This is a genomic window from Rhodococcus gordoniae, assembly GCF_001646655.1.
Taxonomy (GTDB): domain Bacteria; phylum Actinomycetota; class Actinomycetes; order Mycobacteriales; family Mycobacteriaceae; genus Rhodococcus; species Rhodococcus gordoniae.
On the sequence record NZ_LPZN01000044.1, the window covers coordinates 70,302 to 87,777 of the forward strand.

Below are 17,476 nucleotides of genomic sequence, written 5' to 3' on the forward strand. Positions count from 1 at the left end.
CGGATGACGCGTGCTGTCACTCTCGTACGGGACATCGGATTCGTCAGCTTCGGTAAGTACGGCCAGTATCTCGTCACGGCTGTGACCCTGCCCTTGATCGCCCGCGTCCTCGGTCCCGAGGGTCTGGGCCTGCTGGCGATCGGGATGTCGGCCTACTTCATCGGATCACTGCTCGTCGATCTGGGAATCACTCAATTCCTGGCAGCGAAGGTTCCCACCAGCGATGTCAATCAGATCCGCGGCGACTACCTCGCCATCCGTGTGACGGTGCTCGTCACGCTGGGCGCCGCACTCCTCGCCGGATCGACGGTCGAAGTCGATCCTCACATCCACATGATCCTGCTCGGTTTGTTCGCGGGCGGCTTCTGGTCGATCTCCGAGGACTGGATCCTCATCGGACAGGGCCGATTCGTGGCCTCCACGCTCTACCAGGGGGTCGGCCGACTCGCCTATCTTGCCTTGTTGTTGCTGGTATTGCCTCGTTATCCGAGCGCATCCGTCGCCATGCTGTGCATGCTCACATCGTCGATCCTCACCGTCGCGCTCACCTGGCGGGATTCGCTCCACAAGTACGGGCGTCCGGCCCGGCCGTGCCGGGTCGTGCCCACCGTGCGCATGGCCGCCCCCGTATTCACGTCTCGCCTCCTGGTGGTCAGTTACGGTCAGGGAGCTGCAGCCATCTACTCTTCCGTGCTCGACGCCGCGTCCCTGGGTTTGTATTCGGCCGGTGACCGACTCGTGCGCGCCGTGCAGTCCATGCTCGATCCGATCGGCTTCGCTCTGCTGCCACGGATGGCGCGCAGCAGTGACGACGAACGATTCTGGCGGCGCGCAGGCCTCGCCATGCTTGTCTGCGTGGGCATCGCTGTCGTCGCGACCGCGGCGCTGTGGGTCGCCGCGCCGCTCATCGTGCGGCTCGTGTTCGGAAGCGAATTCGTTCATGCCGTCCCACTCCTGCGCGTAGAGGCACTCATACTTCCCGCCACGGCTCTGAGTTCGCTCGTCACCACAGCTGTCCTGCCGGTACGCGAAGACACCTCCGGTGTACTGATCGGCTCCATCGTCGGTACCTGCGTCGCTGCTCTTGCGCTCTACGTGGCGTTCCGGACCCACTCCGTGTGGGCGCTCGTCTACGGCACTGTGGCATGCGAGTTCAGCGTTGCGTTGTGGTACCTCCTCCGGACCAGGCATCTCGTGCTGCAGGAGCGGCGTACCCGGCCCTCCGACGAGAACGTCGACGAGATCGGCGTCCCCACCTGCAGGGGAGAGAAACGATGAGGATCCTCTTCGTCGGCGACGACTGGGTGGGTAGCAACGCCCGCTCGCTGGCCGACGGATTCCGTCAGGCGGGGCACGACGTGGTCGTCGTGGACACCACTGCCGTGACCCTACCCACCCGATTCTCGCCACCGTGGTTCTACTCGAAGATGCGCCGGCAACGCGCTCCGTGGGACCTCGGGTCCGTACATCGCCGGATCGAATCGGTTGCTACCGCCCTGTCTCCCGATGTGCTGTTCTGTTTCCGGACAGTGCATCTCGACCAGATCCGATTGCTCGATACGCCTGCCCGTCTGCACGTGCACTACAGCCCCGACGACGCGTCGAACCCGTACAACACGACGCCGGATTATCTTCGGCACGAACACGAGTGGGATCTCGTGGTCACCACCAAACGGCACAACGTCCCGGAACTCGCCACCCGAGGAGCCGCCGTGAAATTCGTACTGAGCGCCTATGATCCCGCCTGGCACCGCCTTTCGGCACGTCGGGACCCACAGCGGTACCTACTCGGTTTCGTCGGCAACTGCCGTCCCGATCGCCGTTCCGCCGTTCTCGCCCTGGCCGGACATTACGGGGAGAGGATGCTCGTCCATGGCCCCGGTTGGAGACGCGTGCCCGAATTGCGTCACACCCACGCCATGGTGCGTGGCCCGGTGTACGGGGAACATTTCTCCACCGCGATCGCATCGGTGACGGCGAATCTGGTTCTCCTCAACTCCGACAATCGGGACACGCACACCTGCCGCACCTTCGAGGTGCCGGCCGCGGGCGGATTGTTCGTCGGGCAACGCACCGACGAGCATGCCGCCCTTCTCACCGAGGGCCGGGAATGTCTGCTGTTCTCCGCGGTGGACGAGCTGCACGAGATCCTCCGGTGGTGTGACCGTCGTCCTGAGCGTGCGCGAGCCGTCGCCGAGGCCGGACACCGCCGCATCGTGACCGGCAACCATCGGTACGTCGACCGCGCACGCGAGATCGTCGCCGCACTCGAGGGCAGGGACGCGCAGGGATCGTCGACGTCGGGCACGGTCGGATCCGGGACAGGGAAGGGTACGCCGTGAACTCTCCCGACATCCAGCTCGCCCTGGTGAGCACGGCTCTGATCGCGATCGTCGTAGCGGCCGCCTTCATCCCCGGCGTCGCGAGGGTGTTCTTGATCGCGCAGGCCGTCTATTGGGCCCTGTCCTACGTCGCACGCCCTCTGGTGCTGTTGACAGTGCAGCCGCAACCGCGATACGCGGACAACATCGCCGATCCGCGCCTCGCTGCGATCGGCTACGACCGCGGCGTCTCGGAAGTTCTGCAGCCGGTGGCATTCGGCCTGTGGGTATACGCCGGTGCCGTAGTGGCCTATGCGATCTGGGCTCACCGCCGCCCCCGGACCACTCCCTCCCGGCAATCCACCGCCGACTTCGTTCCCACTCTTGCAACCGTGTACGCGATAGGCATCGTCGGCCGCGCTGTCATGTACCTCACGGGATCGACCGGTCAAGCCGGAGACGTTCAGAGCGCCGATCCTGTTCTCGGCTTCGTCGCACAACTCGCCACGGTCGGCGCGATCGGGCTGATCATCTTCATCCGGCCCACGGACCGAAGAACGACATTCGTCCTGCTCGCTGCGCTGCTCACGATCGAGTTGTTGTGGACGGTGGCAGTCGAGTCGAAGACACCCGTCATGAGCGCCGCCATGGCCGTGGCCGTCCGGTTCGCCTTACACGGCTGGTCCCGTCTGCGAGTCGTGGGCATCGTCCTGATCTCGGCTGTGGGTATCGGCGCGTTCGGGTGGCTGCAGTCGATCAAACAACCCGACTACGTACGAGCAGAGGCGTTGCCACGGGATTCGGCCTATCCTCCGTCGGTACAGCCGTATCTGAGCATCCTGCGGCGATTCGATCTGCTCGAAGCTGCTACGGACAGTTATTACATGGTCATGCGTCCGTGGAGGACTCCTCTGGAAGTCGCCCAGCACGGTCTCCAGAGTTTGATTCCCGCACAGCTCCTCGGCGCCGAGAAGCTACGATCCGGGACCGCCTGGGCCGTCGAGGTGCGGGGGTCGTCCATGGATATGAGCCGGATCTCGGTTTCCCTCGCCGACGGAAACATCAACGAGGGATTCGTCATCGCCGGATATCCGGGTGTCGCCGTCGGTGTGCTGTTCACCCTCGGGTTGCTCCTGCTCGGCGTGCGGGCGTTGCAGGCCCGACACATCGTCGTGGTGGCCCTGGGACTGGCGATTACGGCATCCCCGATCCTTTTCGAACGGGGGTTCCTCGGCAGCATGGAGGTGATCGGCAAATCCCTCCAGCTCGTCGTGTTGGTCTGGCTCGTCGACATGACCGTTCGCGAATACCGCAAACGCACCACCTCCACGGCAGCCACGGCTCCGTCAACACACACGTCCAGCGCAGTCGTCGGGGAATGAGAAGAGGGGTGCAACCATGGCATTGAGTGACTACTTGGGAATCGTGCGCCGCAGGTGGCACATCATTCTCGCGACGGCCCTCGCCTGCGCGGCCCTTGCCTGGGCATACACGTCCACAATCCCGACCGTCTACGTGTCGACGACCCGCATGTATGTATCGATGGCGACCGGCACATCGGTCAACGACTCCTATCAGGGCGGCCTTGCAGCGCAACAGCGCATCACGTCGTATCCGTATGTCGCGACGGGGGCCACCGTCGCCGAGCGAGTCGTCGACCGGCTCGGCTCGACCATCTCACCGAGCGAACTGCAGGGCAAGGTGTCGGCGACGTTCCCGCCGGCCACCACCCTGCTCGAGATCTCGGTGACCGACTCCACTCCCGAAACGGCACGTCAGCTTTCCCGTGCCGTTTCGGACGAATTCGCGCAGCTCGTCGCAGAGATGGAAACGACCGTGGTCGGTGCGGCGCCGGCCGCCCGCGTGTCTGTCGTCGATCCGGCCACATTGCCCACCGAACCCATCGGCCCGAACGCGAAACGCAATCTCGCACTCGGCATCATCGCCGGACTCGGCCTCGGCTTCCTGCTCGCCTTCTTCCGGGACAAGCTCGATCCGACGGTCCGCACCCCGGATCAGCTCGCCCGTTCCGCGGGCGTGCCGGTCCTGGGTACGATCTCATCTCACAGCATCGACGCGACGAGAGATGTGGGGCGGCTGCGCGCACACATCACCGCAGCACGCCAGGGCCGGGATCGGCTGGTGGTCATGTTCACGAGTTTCACCGAGGAGTCCGACCCGCGCGTCGCCACGCGGCTCGCCAAGGCATTGGCGGACACGGGCGCTCGGGTCGCTCTGATCGATGCCGACACGTCCGGCGAGGGCGTCACTCGACTTCTCGATATGCAGTCGGTACCCGGAGTCGCCGAATGGCTGCGGGACGAGTACCCGCCACTGACCGAATTTCCCGTCCGGTCGGAGTCGGGGGTTTCGATCGTCCCACTCGGCGCCGCCGACGAGCGCACGTCGGACCTGCTGACAACGGATCGGTTCGCCGGCCTTCTCTCGGCGCTGGAGGATCGCTTCGACTACATTCTCGTGGTCGCCGCTCCGGTGCTCACGGACTCTGCCGCGCTCGATATCTCGACGCATTGCGACGCATCGATCGCCGTGGTTCGACTCGGCACCACGAAAGCGCCCCGGGTGCAAGCCGCTGCGGATGTCTTCGGCGCGTCCGGAGCAAGACTCCTCGGGGCCGTTACGACCGACACGGCACGTACTCGCCGATCCGTTCGAGCCAGAAAGCGCCGGAGTTCCCGGTCGGCAGCGGATCTCGGACTCGCGTATTCCCCCTAGCGTCCCTCCAGGTGGACGAGAATGGCCGATATGGTGTTCAACCGGCGAAAAATGCTCGCCGCGTCGTTCGGCGCCGCGGCAGCACTTCCCCTGGCCTGCTCGCCGCGGGCACCGGTCCCCGATGTCGAACGGGAGGTTCCCGAGGTGTCGAGCGTGTCGCAGCGACGCAACGTCCGTGACTTCGGTGCTGTGGGTGACGGTACGGCAGACGACACCGAAGCAATCGCCCGTGCGGCCTCCGCGGGCGACGGGCCCGCTGTCCTGTACCTCCCGGCCGGCTACTACCGCGTCACCGCCTGGCCCGATCTGCCGGACTTCTCCACGGTGACCGGGGACGGCGGCGACGTCACCATCGTGTTCTACGAAGGGGGCGGACCGCTGATCTCGCTTCGTGATCGGCACCGTGTCCGCTTCGCACGTCTCGGTGTCTATCTGACGGGTCCGGAAGCCGTCGCCGTGTCACTGTCCGGTTCGTTCCGGTGTTCGTTCGATTCGGTGGTCCTGCGAGGAAGCCATCTCAGTGAGAACTTCCCGCTCTACCGCGCCCAGCAGGGCGTGGTCCTGGAAGGGAACACGGGCGGAACCACCTTCGTCGACTGCGACATCAACAATTTCGGAATCGGGATGGTCACCTCGTGTATCCAGAACTATCTGACGGCCTCGAAACTGACGAACAATTACATCGGGGTCCTGGGCACCGGAAACGATCACAACGCCGGGTTGTCCCTGACCGATGTCGAATTCGTGTCCGACAACGATCCGAGGACGACCGACCGGCACATCCGCATCGACGGTGCCGCCAACAACTGGTGGCTGACCAACGTGTGGTTCGAAGGGGCGGACACCGCTCTGTCCGTCGGTGAACGCGGCCGCGGCGGGCCCTCCCAACTGGGCTTGGTCAACTGCAAGATCGCAGCCCGGAGCGTGTGTCTGGATCTGATCTACTGCCGCCAGCCCTATCTCGCCAACGTGCGCTTCGATCCGGACACCGAGGTGTTTCCGACCGAACTGCGCATCGACCCGGAAGGGTGCCCGGAAGGCACCGCGGTCAATCTCGTTTCGAGCGCGTCCACCGACATCGACCTCGCCACTTTCCCCGAGGATTGGAACGTCGTCGGGCGCGGCGTCCTCTCGGGTGGGACCTTCGTAGGGCCCGTGGTGACCCGCGCGGTCGACGACGGAGATCTGTTGCGAGCCGAGAACAGCGACGGCGAAACGCTGTCCGCGATCCTCGCCGACGGATCGTGGCTGTCGGATCGGCCCGGGTCGGGTCCGATCCTCCGGGACGACGACGGACGGTACTGGCGATTGCGGGTCACCACGAAGGGCACGGTGGAAACGGAACCACTCGGTGATCGGCGCCCCGCCGGATGACACCTCCGGTCGACCGTGTCATCTCGTCACCTGATCGACGACATCTCGCATCCGTTCCCGGAACATGCGCCGGGAGAAGGTCTCCGCCTGCGATCGGATCCTCCCGGGATCGTAATTCCTCCCGTCGAAATCCCTCATCGCGGTGGCGAAGTTGTCGACCAGTTCCGCATCGGTGCCGCCGGACACGTGCAGCCCGGTCGATCCGGGTAGAACGGTGTCGAGAGCTCCGCCCGCGCCCAGGGCGATCACCGGTGTGCCGCAGGCCATCGCCTCGACAGGCACGATCCCGAAGTCCTCGAGACCGGGCATCACCACTGCACGACAGCGTCGGTACATGTCGACCAGCTGCCTGTGCGGAACGCGTCCGAGGAAGGCCACCGTCTCCCCTGCGATCTTCCGGCAGTGCTCCGTACTGCGACCGTCACCCACGACCACGAGACGCGCCCCCGCAGTGTTCGCCGCCCGAATCGCCAGGTCCGGCCGCTTGTACGGAACGAGGCGTCCCGCGAGCAGGAAGAAGTCCTCCCGCGGCACACCGCTGTCGGGGGTGAATGCTTCGGTGTCGACCGGTGGGTGGACGACCACGGAGTCGCGGTTCCACCACCGGCGGATGCGGTCGGCGACGGTGGTGGAGTTCGCCACGATACGAGACAACCGGGGCGCGGCAGCAAGTTCGGCACGCCGCGCGGATACGGCGAGCAACCCGAGTGCGACTCCTCCCGGACGACCACCGCCCTCGCCCTCACGCAACGATGCGTCCCATGCCCACCGTGCCGGACTGTGCACATATGCGATCGTCGGTGCCGTCGTGGCGAAGACCGCCTGGCTTGCGAAGGCATGGTGGCTGATGACGACGATATCGGCGCGGTCGAGCTTCATGCTTCGAAAGCTTCTCGCCATCAAGGGAAGAAGAGGGGCGTACGAACGTTCCCCCGACAGGTGGTAGAGCCCGTCGAGCCACGTCGTGTCGATCCGTGTGCGCAGCCGGGACGGGATACCGGACGGTCGGGCGATCGGGACGTGGACCCTCGCCTGCGGCCACTGCACCGCCAGTTGTTCGACGACCTGCTCCGAGCCTGCGATCTCGGTGAACCGTTCGTGGACCAGGGCGACGCGACGCGCGCTCACGGCACTCGACGGTGGGTAGCGGGCGGCGGTGGAATGTCGCTGTCGGGCCGGATCATGTGTCGCCTCTTTCGATTCGGTCCCCGTCCCTTGTACGGACGCTATCACCGGAGGACGCGACCGGACGGATGTTCGGACCGTCGTGCGGCGTTCGTCCCGTTCGGTCCGGTTCCCGTCCGGCCGATTCGGCCGTTCCGACCGAATCCTTCCCGTCCCGGCGAGTACGCTGGATCCACACCCTCCACCGCCGGTGGTCGCCGTTTCATTGTCCGCCCCGTCGGAGTCGCCCAGCAGAGGTGAACGCATGAAGCGTCCCAGGCCGTTCGTGGTGCTCACCACGGCGGGAAGACTGTATACCCGCCCCTTGCGCCACCGGCTCCGGTGCAAGCAGGGTTACAGCCTGTGTGTGCGACTGGGTCCCGTCGAGGTGTCGGGGCATCGCCTCGTCCTCCGATCACCCCGTCTGTCGGACTGGTCTCGCTGGCAAGCACTCCGGATCCGCGACCGGCGGTTCATCGAACCGTTCTGGACCTCGTCCTCGCTTCCCTGGGAGGAACGCCACAGCGAGCAGGCATGGGTCGACGAGTACCTGCACGCCCGCAGCGAGGCCCGGGCAGGACGTGCCCTGCCCTTGGTCATCGAGGTGGACGGCCTGTTCGCCGGACAGTTCAATCTCGAACATATCGACCGGTGGGCGGGTCTGGCAGAGGCGGGGATATGGATCGATTCGACCCTCGCCGGCAAGGGTGTCGCCCTGGCCGCCGCCCGGATGCTCGCCGACTACGGGTTCGGTCCCCTCGGGCTGCACCGCATCACCGCACCCGTGTGCGTGGGAAACGTTCCCGCGGCGCACTGTGCCGAGCAGACCGGGATGCGCCGGGAGGGCACCATGGTCGGCTATCTCGATGTGGGCGGCTCCCGGAAGGATCACCACCTCTGGGCCATCACCGCGGAGATGTGGGCGGCGGAGAAGGATCGGATTGCGGATCGCGCCGCGCGCTGACCGGCAGCTCCACGAGGTCGCCGATGCGGTCGAAGACCGCCCGGCTCGCGCGGATCTGCCGCTCCGCGCGCGTGAGCAGCTCACTACGCATGTCCGGCGCGTCGGCCCAGACCTTTCCGATCACCGCACGGAGGCGGTCCGGCATTCCGTCCTCGTCCAGCCGGACGGTCTCGATTCCGGTACCGAACATGGAGCTCAATCCGGCGAACTTGTCGTCGTAGTAACGCGACGTCGAGAGCCCTACGACCGAGATCCCTTGCGACAGCGCGAAGACGGCCACGTGGTAGGCACCGGTGACGATCATTCGGCACCGCCCCACCCGGTGCGAGAGTGCCCGTGCGCCGGCGAACCTGCCGAGCGGCGGGATCGTCCCCGAATACTCGGCGAGCAGTGGCATCGTCGACCTTCGGTCCTCTGCGTCGTGTTCGGACACGATCAGCGGGACGAGGTGGGCGGCATGGGCAGCGGCCTTCTCGCGCACCGCACGTCCCACCGCGTCGCTGATCGCGGCACCGACCGGGGAATACTCGGCCACTCGCAGACATACGCCGAGATCCGTACCGAGTTCCGCTCGCCGCGTGGAGTAGCCGAGTTCCACCGCGTCGTCCCCCGTCACCACGACGCGGTCCGCAGGGACACCCAGGGAGTGCAGCAGTTCCGGTCCGCGCAGGTCTTCGCGGAGCCCGATCAGATCCACTCGCGGCAGAACCTGCGCGGCCCGCTCGAGGAGGTCGGGCGCGGTGAGCGGACCGAACCCCTGTCCCGTCATCGCGGTGGGAATTCCCAGATCTGCGGCCCGCTCGAGCAATGTCAGGGTCCGTTCCGTCTGGAACCGGTCGATGTCGGTCATGTATCCGCCTCCGATCGCAACCACCACGGAAGCGGTGGCCACTGCATCCGGCACCGTCCGGTCTTCGTCCGCTGTTCCCCTCACACGCCGCACCCGCCGGGTGATTCGGCCGGGCACAGCGACCGCAGCGTCCCAAGCATTCATCGGAGCACCCGCGATCCCGGGGCCCAGCAGGCTTGCCGGCCCCGGCCGTCGGCGGCGGCGCGGCCAACTTCCACCCCGTTGGTAGCAGATCGCGTCGACACGCGGTTCATAGGCTCGCAGCAACGCGGGCGCCGAGGTCAGCACCCCGATTCGGGCGTGCGGCCATCGCTCGGCGAACCGCCGTACGGTCTCGTCGAGAATTGCGAGGTCGCCCTTGTTGTTGAGCCAGTACTCCCCGTTCTCGAGGAGAACGCGAACCTCGCACGAAGCACCGCCGGTCGGAGAGAGGACGCGATTCGTCATGTCGGCACCTTCGGGCACTCGCGAACTTCGAACGGTCGGAGAAATATCTGACTGTCGGACCGAATTGTCCGGTCCGACAAGGAAGGACGATCCGTACCGAACAATACCCGATTCTGTGAGCGCCCGTCTCCCGCGGGCGACGAGCGGAGCGATACGGAGACAGGAAACGTCGAATTCACTCGTTCCCCACGAGGTTCGACAGTGCTGATGACACAATCGGATTCTCGACGATTCTCCGAGCGATGGAGTTCGCTCATGACGCACCCGTCCGACCACCGTGATCGATTCTTCGCTCGATCTGCCGAACTGCAGGCACGCCTCCACGAGCTCGTTCCCGGTGGCGCTCACACCTACGCCCGCGGATCCGATCAATACCCCGAGTTCATCACCCCCGTGCTCGAACGAGGAGCAGGTGCCCGAGTATGGGATGCCGACGGCAACGACTACGTCGAGTACGGCATGGGACTACGCTCGGTCACTCTGGGGCACGGTTATCGACCCGTCGTCGATGCCGTCACCGCCGCCGTGACGAACGGGACCAACTTCACTCGGCCGACGACCCTCGAACTCGCCGCCGCCGAGGACTTCCTCGCCCTCGTACCCGCCGCAGACATGGTGAAGTTCGCGAAGAACGGGTCCGATGCGACCACTGCCGCGGTACGACTGGCACGTGCGGTCACCGGTCGTCGGCACGTCGTGGCATGCGATCAGCCCTTCTTCTCGGTCGACGACTGGTTCATCGGAACGACCGCCATGAAGTCCGGGATCCCGGACGAGACCTGTGAACACACACATCGGTTCCGGTACAACGACCTCGGCTCTCTCGAGCGGGCATTGTCGGCACAGCCGACGGCCTGCGTGATCCTCGAGGCCGCGACGGCCCTCGCCGAACCGGCTCCCGGTTTTCTCGAAGGTGTACGCCGATTGTGCGATCACCACGGTGCGCTGCTGATCTTCGACGAGATGATCACGGGCTTCCGCTGGTCCGAACACGGAGCACAGGGCGTGTACGGCATCCGCCCGGACCTGTCGTGCTGGGGCAAGGCCATGGGGAACGGTTTCCCCGTCGCCGCCCTGGCAGGCCGGCGCGAATTCATGGAGCTCGGTGGTCTGCGCACCGACAGCGACCGCGTGTTCCTCTTGTCGACCACGCACGGACCCGAATCGGGGGGGCTGGCCGCCTTCCGCGCGGTGGTGCGCGCGTACGCCACCGAGGATCCGATCGGACGGATGGAGGCGGCCGGTCGCAGGCTCGCGGATGCGGTGAATGCGGCGGCGTCCGATCTCGGCGTCGAACGGTACGTCCAGGTGCTCGGGCGGCCCTCCTGCCTGATCTTCGTCACCCGCGATCCGGATCTGCAGCCGTCACAGCAGTTCCGCACGCTGTTCCTGCAGGAGATGCTCACGCGCGGAGTGCTCGGTCAATCGTTCGTCATCTCGGCAGCGCACACCGACACCGACGTGGACGAGACCGTCGAGGCAGCGCGCGAGGCCATGTCGGTATACCGCCGAGCCCTGGACGCGGGCGGGGTCGCCGGACTCCTCCGAGGCCGGCCCGTCGCTCCAGCGCTACGCGCCCGCGCGGAGCCGAGGCGCCTCGACGACGCATCCACCGGATTTCACTTCTCCCAGTAACGTTCCCACGCATCGGTATCCAGGGCGCCGTAGGGCACGCCGTCGGCATGGGCCGCTTTCTCTGCCGCCCGCACGGCCGCCACGAAATCCATTGTGGCACTGCGCAGCGCGCTCTCCGCATCACCGTCCCCGGTGACTCGTACCAACCGCAACTCGGCCGGGACGAGATGTGCGGGAAGGCCGGCCCGAGTGGCACGCTCGATCACCTTGTCCGTCAAGGAGAGTGCGGGCTGCGCCATCGCGATCCCGTCGAGACACGACGCCCGGGCCTTCTCCGCCTTCTTCGCGACCTCCCACGCCGCCTCCTGTTCCGCGACGTCGAGCGGGCCGGTGTGCCCGTTGGTCAGGTGCGGGCTCCGTGCGGCCAGCTTGGCGACGAGCGTGGTGGCCACGTCCTCGACGGTGAACTGCCCGTTCGCCTCGGCGATCCGCGAGTGGAACAGCACCTGCAGGAGCAGGTCGCCGAGTTCCTCACGGAGCTCGTCCGGATCGCCCGACTCGACGGCGTCGAGCACCTCGTAGGTCTCCTCGATCAGATAACGGCGCAGGCTCTCGTGGGTCTGGGTGACCTCCCAACCCCCGAACGACCACAGTCTGTCCATCACGGCCGCCGCCTCGACGAGAGCGGTGTAGTCGGTCATGCATTCACCGTGGCCGCGCTGTTCAGGTCCACCATCCCTTGCGGTTTGCCGTCGAGCGCCAGCAGGAAGTCGGCGATGTACTGCAGCAACGCCACGTCCCGCACCCGATCCGATCCGACACCGCCGGTCCGTGGGATCGGCAACTGGACGAGGCCGCTGGTCGCGCGGTACTGCGCGCCCGGATACAACCGCTTGAGCCGCATCTGCTTCGAGTCGGGCAGTTCCATCGGCGAGATCCGGATCTGGGTTCCGGTGACGGCGACCTCCTCGAGGCCGTACTCGCGGCACAGCAGCCGGAGCCTGCCGACGGACACGAGCCGCTGAACCTCCTCGGGCAGCGGGCCGTACCGGTCGACGAGTTCGTGGACGACCGTGGCGATCGCCGCATCGTCGTTCGCGGCCGCGAGCTTGCGGTACGCCTCGAGACGCAACCGATCGGACGCGACGTAGTCGGCGGGGATGTGCGCGTCGACGGGAAGGTCGATCCGCACCTCCTTGGGCGCTTCGTCGGTGGTGACGGTCCGGCCGTCGGCTGCTGCCCTGTATGCCTCGACGGCCTCACCGACGAGCCGCACGTACAGGTCGAAGCCGACACCCGCGACGTGACCGGACTGCTCGCCGCCGAGAACGTTTCCGGCACCGCGGATCTCGAGATCCTTCATGGCGACGGCCATACCCGCGCCGAGATCGGAGTTCTGCGAGATCGTGGCGAGCCGGTCGTAGGCCGTCTCCGTCAGCGGCTTCTCCGCCGGGTACAGGAAGTACGCGTAGCCGCGCTCCCGCGAACGCCCGACACGTCCGCGCAACTGGTGCAGCTGCGACAGGCCGAGCGCATCCGCCCGTTCGACGATGAGGGTGTTGGCATTGGAGATGTCGAGACCGGTCTCGACGATCGTGGTGCACACCAGCACGTCGAACTCGCGCTGCCAGAAGCCTTGCACCGTCTTCTCGAGCGTGTCCTCGTTCATCTGCCCGTGCGCCACCGCGACCCGCGCCTCCGGAACGAGGTCGCGAAGCCGTTTGGCGGCCTTGTCGATCGAGCTCACCCGGTTGTGGACGTAGAAGACCTGACCGTCGCGCAACAACTCTCGCCGGATGGCCGCGGCGACCTGCTTGTCGTTGTACGCGCCCACATAGGTGAGGATCGGATGCCGTTCCTCGGGCGGAGTGAGGATGGTCGACATCTCGCGGATCCCGGCCATACTCATCTCGAGGGTGCGAGGGATCGGCGTGGCCGACATCGTGAGCACGTCGACGTGGGTGCGCAGCGCCTTGATGTGTTCCTTGTGCTCGACGCCGAAACGCTGTTCCTCGTCGACGACCACGAGACCGAGGTCCTTCCAGCGGACGCCGGTCTGCAGCAGGCGGTGGGTGCCGACGACGATGTCGACGGTGCCGTCGGCCATGCCCTCGATGATCGCGCGCGACTCGGCCGCGTCGGTGAACCGGCTCAATCCCTTGACCGTCACGGGGAAGGCCGCCATCCGCTCGGTGAAGGTCTGCAGATGCTGCTGCGCGAGCAGAGTCGTGGGGACGAGCACCGCGACCTGCTTGCCGTCCTGCACGGCCTTGAACGCCGCGCGCACGGCGATCTCGGTCTTGCCGTAGCCGACGTCGCCGATCACGACGCGGTCCATCGGTACCGGCTTCTCCATGTCGGCCTTGACCTCGGAGATCACCGTGAGCTGGTCCTGTGTCTCGGTGAAGGGGAAGGCGTCCTCCATCTCCTTCTGCCACGGCGAGTCGGGCGCGAAGGCGTGGCCGGGTGAGGCCTGCCGCGCCGCGTACAACCGCACGAGTTCGCCGGCGATCTCCCGAACCGCCTTGCGGGCCTTGCGTTTGGTGTTGGCCCAGTCGGATCCGCCGAGCTTGCTGACGGACGGCAGTTCGCCACCGACGTAACGGGAGAGCTGGTCGAGTTGTTCCATCGGAACGAACAGTTTGTCGCCGGGCTGGCCGCGCTTGCCGGGTGCGTACTCGATGACGAGGTATTCGCGGCGGGCGCCACCGACGGTCCGTTCGACCATCTCGACGAACTTGCCGATGCCGTGCTGGTCGTGGACGACGAAATCGCCGGCGTTCAGGGCGAGCGGGTCGACCTGGTTGCGGCGCTTGACGGGCGTCTTGCGTCCCTCGGTGACGACGCGGTTGCCGGTGAGGTCGGCTTCGGTGACGACGACCAGGCCCGGCACCACATTGTCGTCGTTGCCGGGAAGCACCACGCCCTCGTGCAGACAGCCGCGCATGACACCGACCTGCCCGCGCACCGGTTCGGAGCCGGGCTCGAGTTTCGCGGCGGGGACCTCGTTCTCCTTCAGCCGCTCGAGGACGCGCTGCCCGGTTCCCGTGCCGGCAACGACGATCACCGCACGCCCACCGGCGGTGACGTGCGCGCGCAGGTTCACGAACAGCATCGACAACAGGTCCTCGGAACCGCGGACCTCGGGTGCCGGCTGTACATCGAGGACGATCTCGCTCTCGGAACCCGAGGCGAGCGGGCTCAGCGTCCACCACGGTGTCCCTGCCGCCTGCGCGGCCTCGCGCACCTGGCGCAGCGATCGGTAGGCCGACTCGCCGAGATCGAGTTTCTTCCCGTCCACTCCGTTGAGATTCGAGGTGTCGAGCGGCACCGCACCACCGAGCGAAGCCGCCGTCCACGACGCCTCGAGGAACTCCTGCCCGGTGCGGGCGAGATCGCTCGCCCGGGTGCGGACCTTCTCCGGATCGCAGATCAGCACGTGCGCGCCGGCGGGCAGAACGTCGGTGAGCAACTGCAGCTCGCCGGACTGCAGCACCGGCAGCAACGCTTCCATGCCCTCGACGGGAATGCCCCCGGCCATCTTGTCGAGCATCTCGACGAGCGCCGCGTCGGCCGGGTTGTCCTGGGCGAGCTGCGCGGCCCGGGCCTTGACCTCCTCGGTGAGCAGCAGTTCGCGGCACGGCGGCGCGATGAGCACCGGCACGTCGACCTCGGTGATCGACCGCTGGTCGGCGACGGAGAAACATCGCAGTTCGGTGACCTCGTCGCCCCAGAATTCGACGCGGACCGGATGGTCGGCGGTCGGGGGGAAGATGTCGAGAATGCCGCCGCGCACCGCGAACTCGCCGCGCTTGCCGACCATGTCGACCCGGGTGTAGGCGAGTTCGACGAGTCGCTCGACGAGCTCCTCGAAGTCGTGTTCGGTGCCGACCCGCAGGGTGACGGGATCGATCTCGCCGAGTCCGGGTGCCATCGGCTGCACCAGCGACCGCACGGTGGCGACCACGACCCCGAGTTCGGGTCCGAGGTCGCGATCATCGGGACGGGCGAGGCGACGCAGGAGGTGCAGGCGACGGCCCACGGTGTCGGCGCTCGGAGACAGGCGCTCGTGCGGCAGGGTCTCCCACGAGGGGAACTGTGCGACCGAGTCGCCGAGCATCTCGGTGAGTTCGGCGGTGAGATCGTCGGCCTCGCGTCCGGTGGCGGTGACCACGAGCAGCGGCGTCTTCTCGGCCAGCGCCGCCGCGACGAACGGCCGGGCGGAGGGCGGTGCGACGATCTCCTGTTCGGCGGAACCGGCGAGATCGCCGATCCTGCTCAGTCGGTGGTCGGCCAGCGCGATCCGCGCCAATCCGGACAGTGGGACAGCGGCCGGGGGCACAGCAGACAAGGAAGGCGCTCCTGAGTGTGGGACGAGAACCTTGTCGAGTCTATTCCGCTGTCCCCTCGTGCGTCACCGCGCCGGGGCGCGAGGAGGATCACCGCGCCGGGGCGCGAGCAGGTCGGCGCTGTTGGCACCGAGCTCACGGGCCGCCCAGCCGGCCAGCCCGGCGAGCAGTCCGTCGTCGCCCGCCTCCCGCCGGGCGTCGTCGGTGAGCCAGCGACGTCGCACCATTCTCAGCAGGGCTGTGCGGGTGCGGGCGGGATCCGCGTCGAGTGCGAAGGTGACGAACGCGTCGGGAGTCCACGCTTCGATGCCCGAGCGTTCCAGCGCCCCGGTGAGCTCGGGGTCGGCGGTGATCACGGCGTCGGCGTGGCACAGCAACGCCACCGACGTCACGTGCGCTTCCCGCGGGCCCGTCACGTGCGGTACCTCGCGCAGGACGGTGGTGGGCCAGACCACGCGGGCATCGGGGAAGGCGCGGTCGAGTTCGGCGAAGAGGAAGTCGCGGGCGGGGCGCAACAGCTCCCGCGGGAGCAGGCGGTCCACCTCCGCGACGATTCCGTCGCTCCAGAAGGGTTGATACAGGCCCTCTTCGGCCAGGGCGAGCGCCACATCACGCAGCCGGGGACGGGAGAGCACCGTCGCACCGAGTACCACTCGAACCGGCATAGTCACCCTTCGTCGAATCGTGGGCCCGTCCATGCTGTCGTCACGGCTCGCACAGTACTGTCAGAACGGGTCGTACAGGCCCTCGCGGCGGGTGAGGTCGGCGAGACCGTCGAGGACCGTCGTGACCACCTCCGTCTGCTGGATCGCGAGTTCGCGGACGTCGGAGCGCGACACGCGCCGGTGCAGGCCGTGGAAGTCGGCGGCGAGCGCGCCCGTGTCCACCAGGTGGGCCACGTAACGGCGGGAACAGCCGAGGACGTCGGCGGCCTGGGCGATCGTCAGCAGTGGCGGCACGACACCGATGGTCACGGCGGTGTCGGGACCGAACCGGTCGAGCAGGCGCGCGAGCGCTGCGGGTGCCTCGTCGGCGGAGAACGGACCGAAACTCACGACGGCAGCCGCAGGCGGCGCTCCACGAACTGCCGGAAATATTCGAGCTTGTTCGCCGGCACCAGCGCGGGCAGGATCATCCGCCACATCGAGCCCGTCCGTTCGGCGAGCCGATCGATCGCCTTGAGGGCGTTCGCCATGATCCGAGCGCCCATCGCCTGCTCGAGGAGCAGCAGGGAGACGGCGTGGACGTCGACGTCCTCGACGAGGTCGCCCTCCTCGGCCGCCCTGGTGGCCAGCTCCTGCAGAGTGCTCTGCCAGGTCTCGTAGGGCCGGTGCTCGGTGCCCTGGTAGTCGCCGATCTCGACGAGCAGCCGGAACATCGCCCGCACCACCGGATCGGTCTCGGCCATGTCGACGTGGAGTACGGACAGATCGATCAGTGTCTCGAGAGCCGGGGAGCGGCGGTCCATCTTGGATTCGGCGGCGGCGGCGAAGCGCAGATACCCGGAGTCGATCACTCCGCGCGCCAACTCTTCCTTCGAACCGAAATGGAAGTACAGCGCCCCCTTGGTGACACCGGCCTCCTCGATGATGTCGCCCAGATTCGCGTCCGCGTATCCGTCGCGGACGAATACGGTCGCTGCGCCCTGCAGCACGGATTCGCGCGTCACCTCTGCGCGTACTTGTCGTCCCACCAC

At 67.0% G+C, this 17,476-nt stretch carries 14 protein-coding genes; 7 read left to right on the top strand and 7 right to left on the bottom strand.

Annotated elements, in window-relative coordinates:
• Positions 1–3 precede the first annotated feature (3 nt).
• From A8G18_RS15955 to A8G18_RS15975, 5 genes are read left to right on the top strand one after another with little or no spacing between them, the layout of a single operon-like run.
• Positions 4–1,278 (top strand): lipopolysaccharide biosynthesis protein, encoded by a 1,275-nt coding sequence (locus A8G18_RS15955; RefSeq protein ID WP_172506144.1) that lies wholly within the window; start codon positions 4–6, stop codon positions 1,276–1,278.
• Positions 1,275–2,342: a CgeB family protein gene (locus tag A8G18_RS15960; protein ID WP_064064636.1), complete on the top strand. Its 1,068-nt coding sequence runs from the start codon at positions 1,275–1,277 to the stop codon at positions 2,340–2,342. Before A8G18_RS15955 ends, A8G18_RS15960 begins: the two co-directional genes overlap by 4 nt.
• Positions 2,339–3,703: a hypothetical protein gene (locus tag A8G18_RS15965; RefSeq protein ID WP_064064637.1), complete on the top strand. Its 1,365-nt coding sequence runs from the start codon at positions 2,339–2,341 to the stop codon at positions 3,701–3,703. Before A8G18_RS15960 ends, A8G18_RS15965 begins: the two co-directional genes overlap by 4 nt.
• Positions 3,704–3,719: 16 nt before the next feature.
• Complete coding sequence (locus A8G18_RS15970; RefSeq protein WP_064064638.1) at positions 3,720–5,057, top strand: tyrosine-protein kinase domain-containing protein; 1,338 nt, start codon at positions 3,720–3,722, stop codon at positions 5,055–5,057.
• Between the two features lie 21 nt (positions 5,058–5,078).
• Positions 5,079–6,431, top strand: coding sequence for a glycosyl hydrolase family 28-related protein (locus A8G18_RS15975; protein WP_064064639.1), 1,353 nt, complete (start codon positions 5,079–5,081; stop codon positions 6,429–6,431).
• 18 nt (positions 6,432–6,449) lie between these two features.
• On the opposite strand, the gene A8G18_RS15980 is transcribed toward A8G18_RS15975, so the two are convergent.
• On the bottom strand, positions 6,450–7,559 hold the full coding sequence (locus A8G18_RS15980; RefSeq protein WP_064064640.1) for a glycosyltransferase: 1,110 nt from the start codon (positions 7,557–7,559) through the stop codon (positions 6,450–6,452).
• Positions 7,560–7,860: 301 nt separating this feature from the next.
• On the opposite strand from A8G18_RS15980, the gene A8G18_RS15985 reads away from it, so the two are divergent.
• Positions 7,861–8,559 (top strand): GNAT family N-acetyltransferase, encoded by a 699-nt coding sequence (locus A8G18_RS15985; RefSeq protein WP_084421857.1) that lies wholly within the window; start codon positions 7,861–7,863, stop codon positions 8,557–8,559.
• Here the strand turns inward: A8G18_RS15985 and A8G18_RS15990 are convergent.
• On the bottom strand, positions 8,501–9,856 hold the full coding sequence (locus tag A8G18_RS15990) for a polysaccharide pyruvyl transferase family protein (protein ID WP_064064714.1): 1,356 nt from the start codon (positions 9,854–9,856) through the stop codon (positions 8,501–8,503). The two genes, A8G18_RS15985 and A8G18_RS15990, sit on opposite strands and share 59 nt — an antisense overlap.
• Before the next feature lie 255 nt (positions 9,857–10,111).
• Here A8G18_RS15990 and A8G18_RS15995 point away from each other — a divergent pair, with 255 nt between their 5' ends.
• Positions 10,112–11,491, top strand: coding sequence for a glutamate-1-semialdehyde 2,1-aminomutase (locus tag A8G18_RS15995; RefSeq protein ID WP_064064641.1), 1,380 nt, complete (start codon positions 10,112–10,114; stop codon positions 11,489–11,491).
• Here the strand turns inward: A8G18_RS15995 and A8G18_RS16000 are convergent.
• The 5 genes from A8G18_RS16000 to A8G18_RS16020 all read right to left on the bottom strand — a co-directional run bounded on the left by A8G18_RS16000 (position 11,476) and on the right by A8G18_RS16020 (position 17,473).
• Positions 11,476–12,132 carry a nucleoside triphosphate pyrophosphohydrolase gene (locus A8G18_RS16000; RefSeq protein WP_064064642.1) on the bottom strand — a complete coding sequence of 219 codons (657 nt, stop codon included), beginning with the start codon at positions 12,130–12,132 and terminating at the stop codon, positions 11,476–11,478. The genes A8G18_RS15995 and A8G18_RS16000 overlap by 16 nt on opposite strands.
• Positions 12,129–15,782, bottom strand: coding sequence for a transcription-repair coupling factor (mfd, locus tag A8G18_RS16005; protein ID WP_064064643.1), 3,654 nt, complete (start codon positions 15,780–15,782; stop codon positions 12,129–12,131). The genes A8G18_RS16000 and mfd overlap by 4 nt, the downstream gene beginning before the upstream one ends.
• 63 nt (positions 15,783–15,845) lie before the next feature.
• Positions 15,846–16,445 (bottom strand): PIN domain-containing protein, encoded by a 600-nt coding sequence (locus A8G18_RS16010; protein ID WP_064064644.1) that lies wholly within the window; start codon positions 16,443–16,445, stop codon positions 15,846–15,848.
• A gap of 60 nt (positions 16,446–16,505) precedes the next feature.
• Entirely contained in the window at positions 16,506–16,835 is a 330-nt protein-coding gene (locus tag A8G18_RS16015; protein WP_064064645.1) for a helix-turn-helix domain-containing protein, read from the bottom strand.
• Positions 16,832–17,473, bottom strand: a complete 642-nt coding sequence (locus A8G18_RS16020; protein WP_064064715.1) for a ScbR family autoregulator-binding transcription factor — start codon at positions 17,471–17,473, stop codon at positions 16,832–16,834. The genes A8G18_RS16015 and A8G18_RS16020 overlap by 4 nt, the downstream gene beginning before the upstream one ends.
• Between the last annotated feature and the right edge of the window lie 3 nt (positions 17,474–17,476).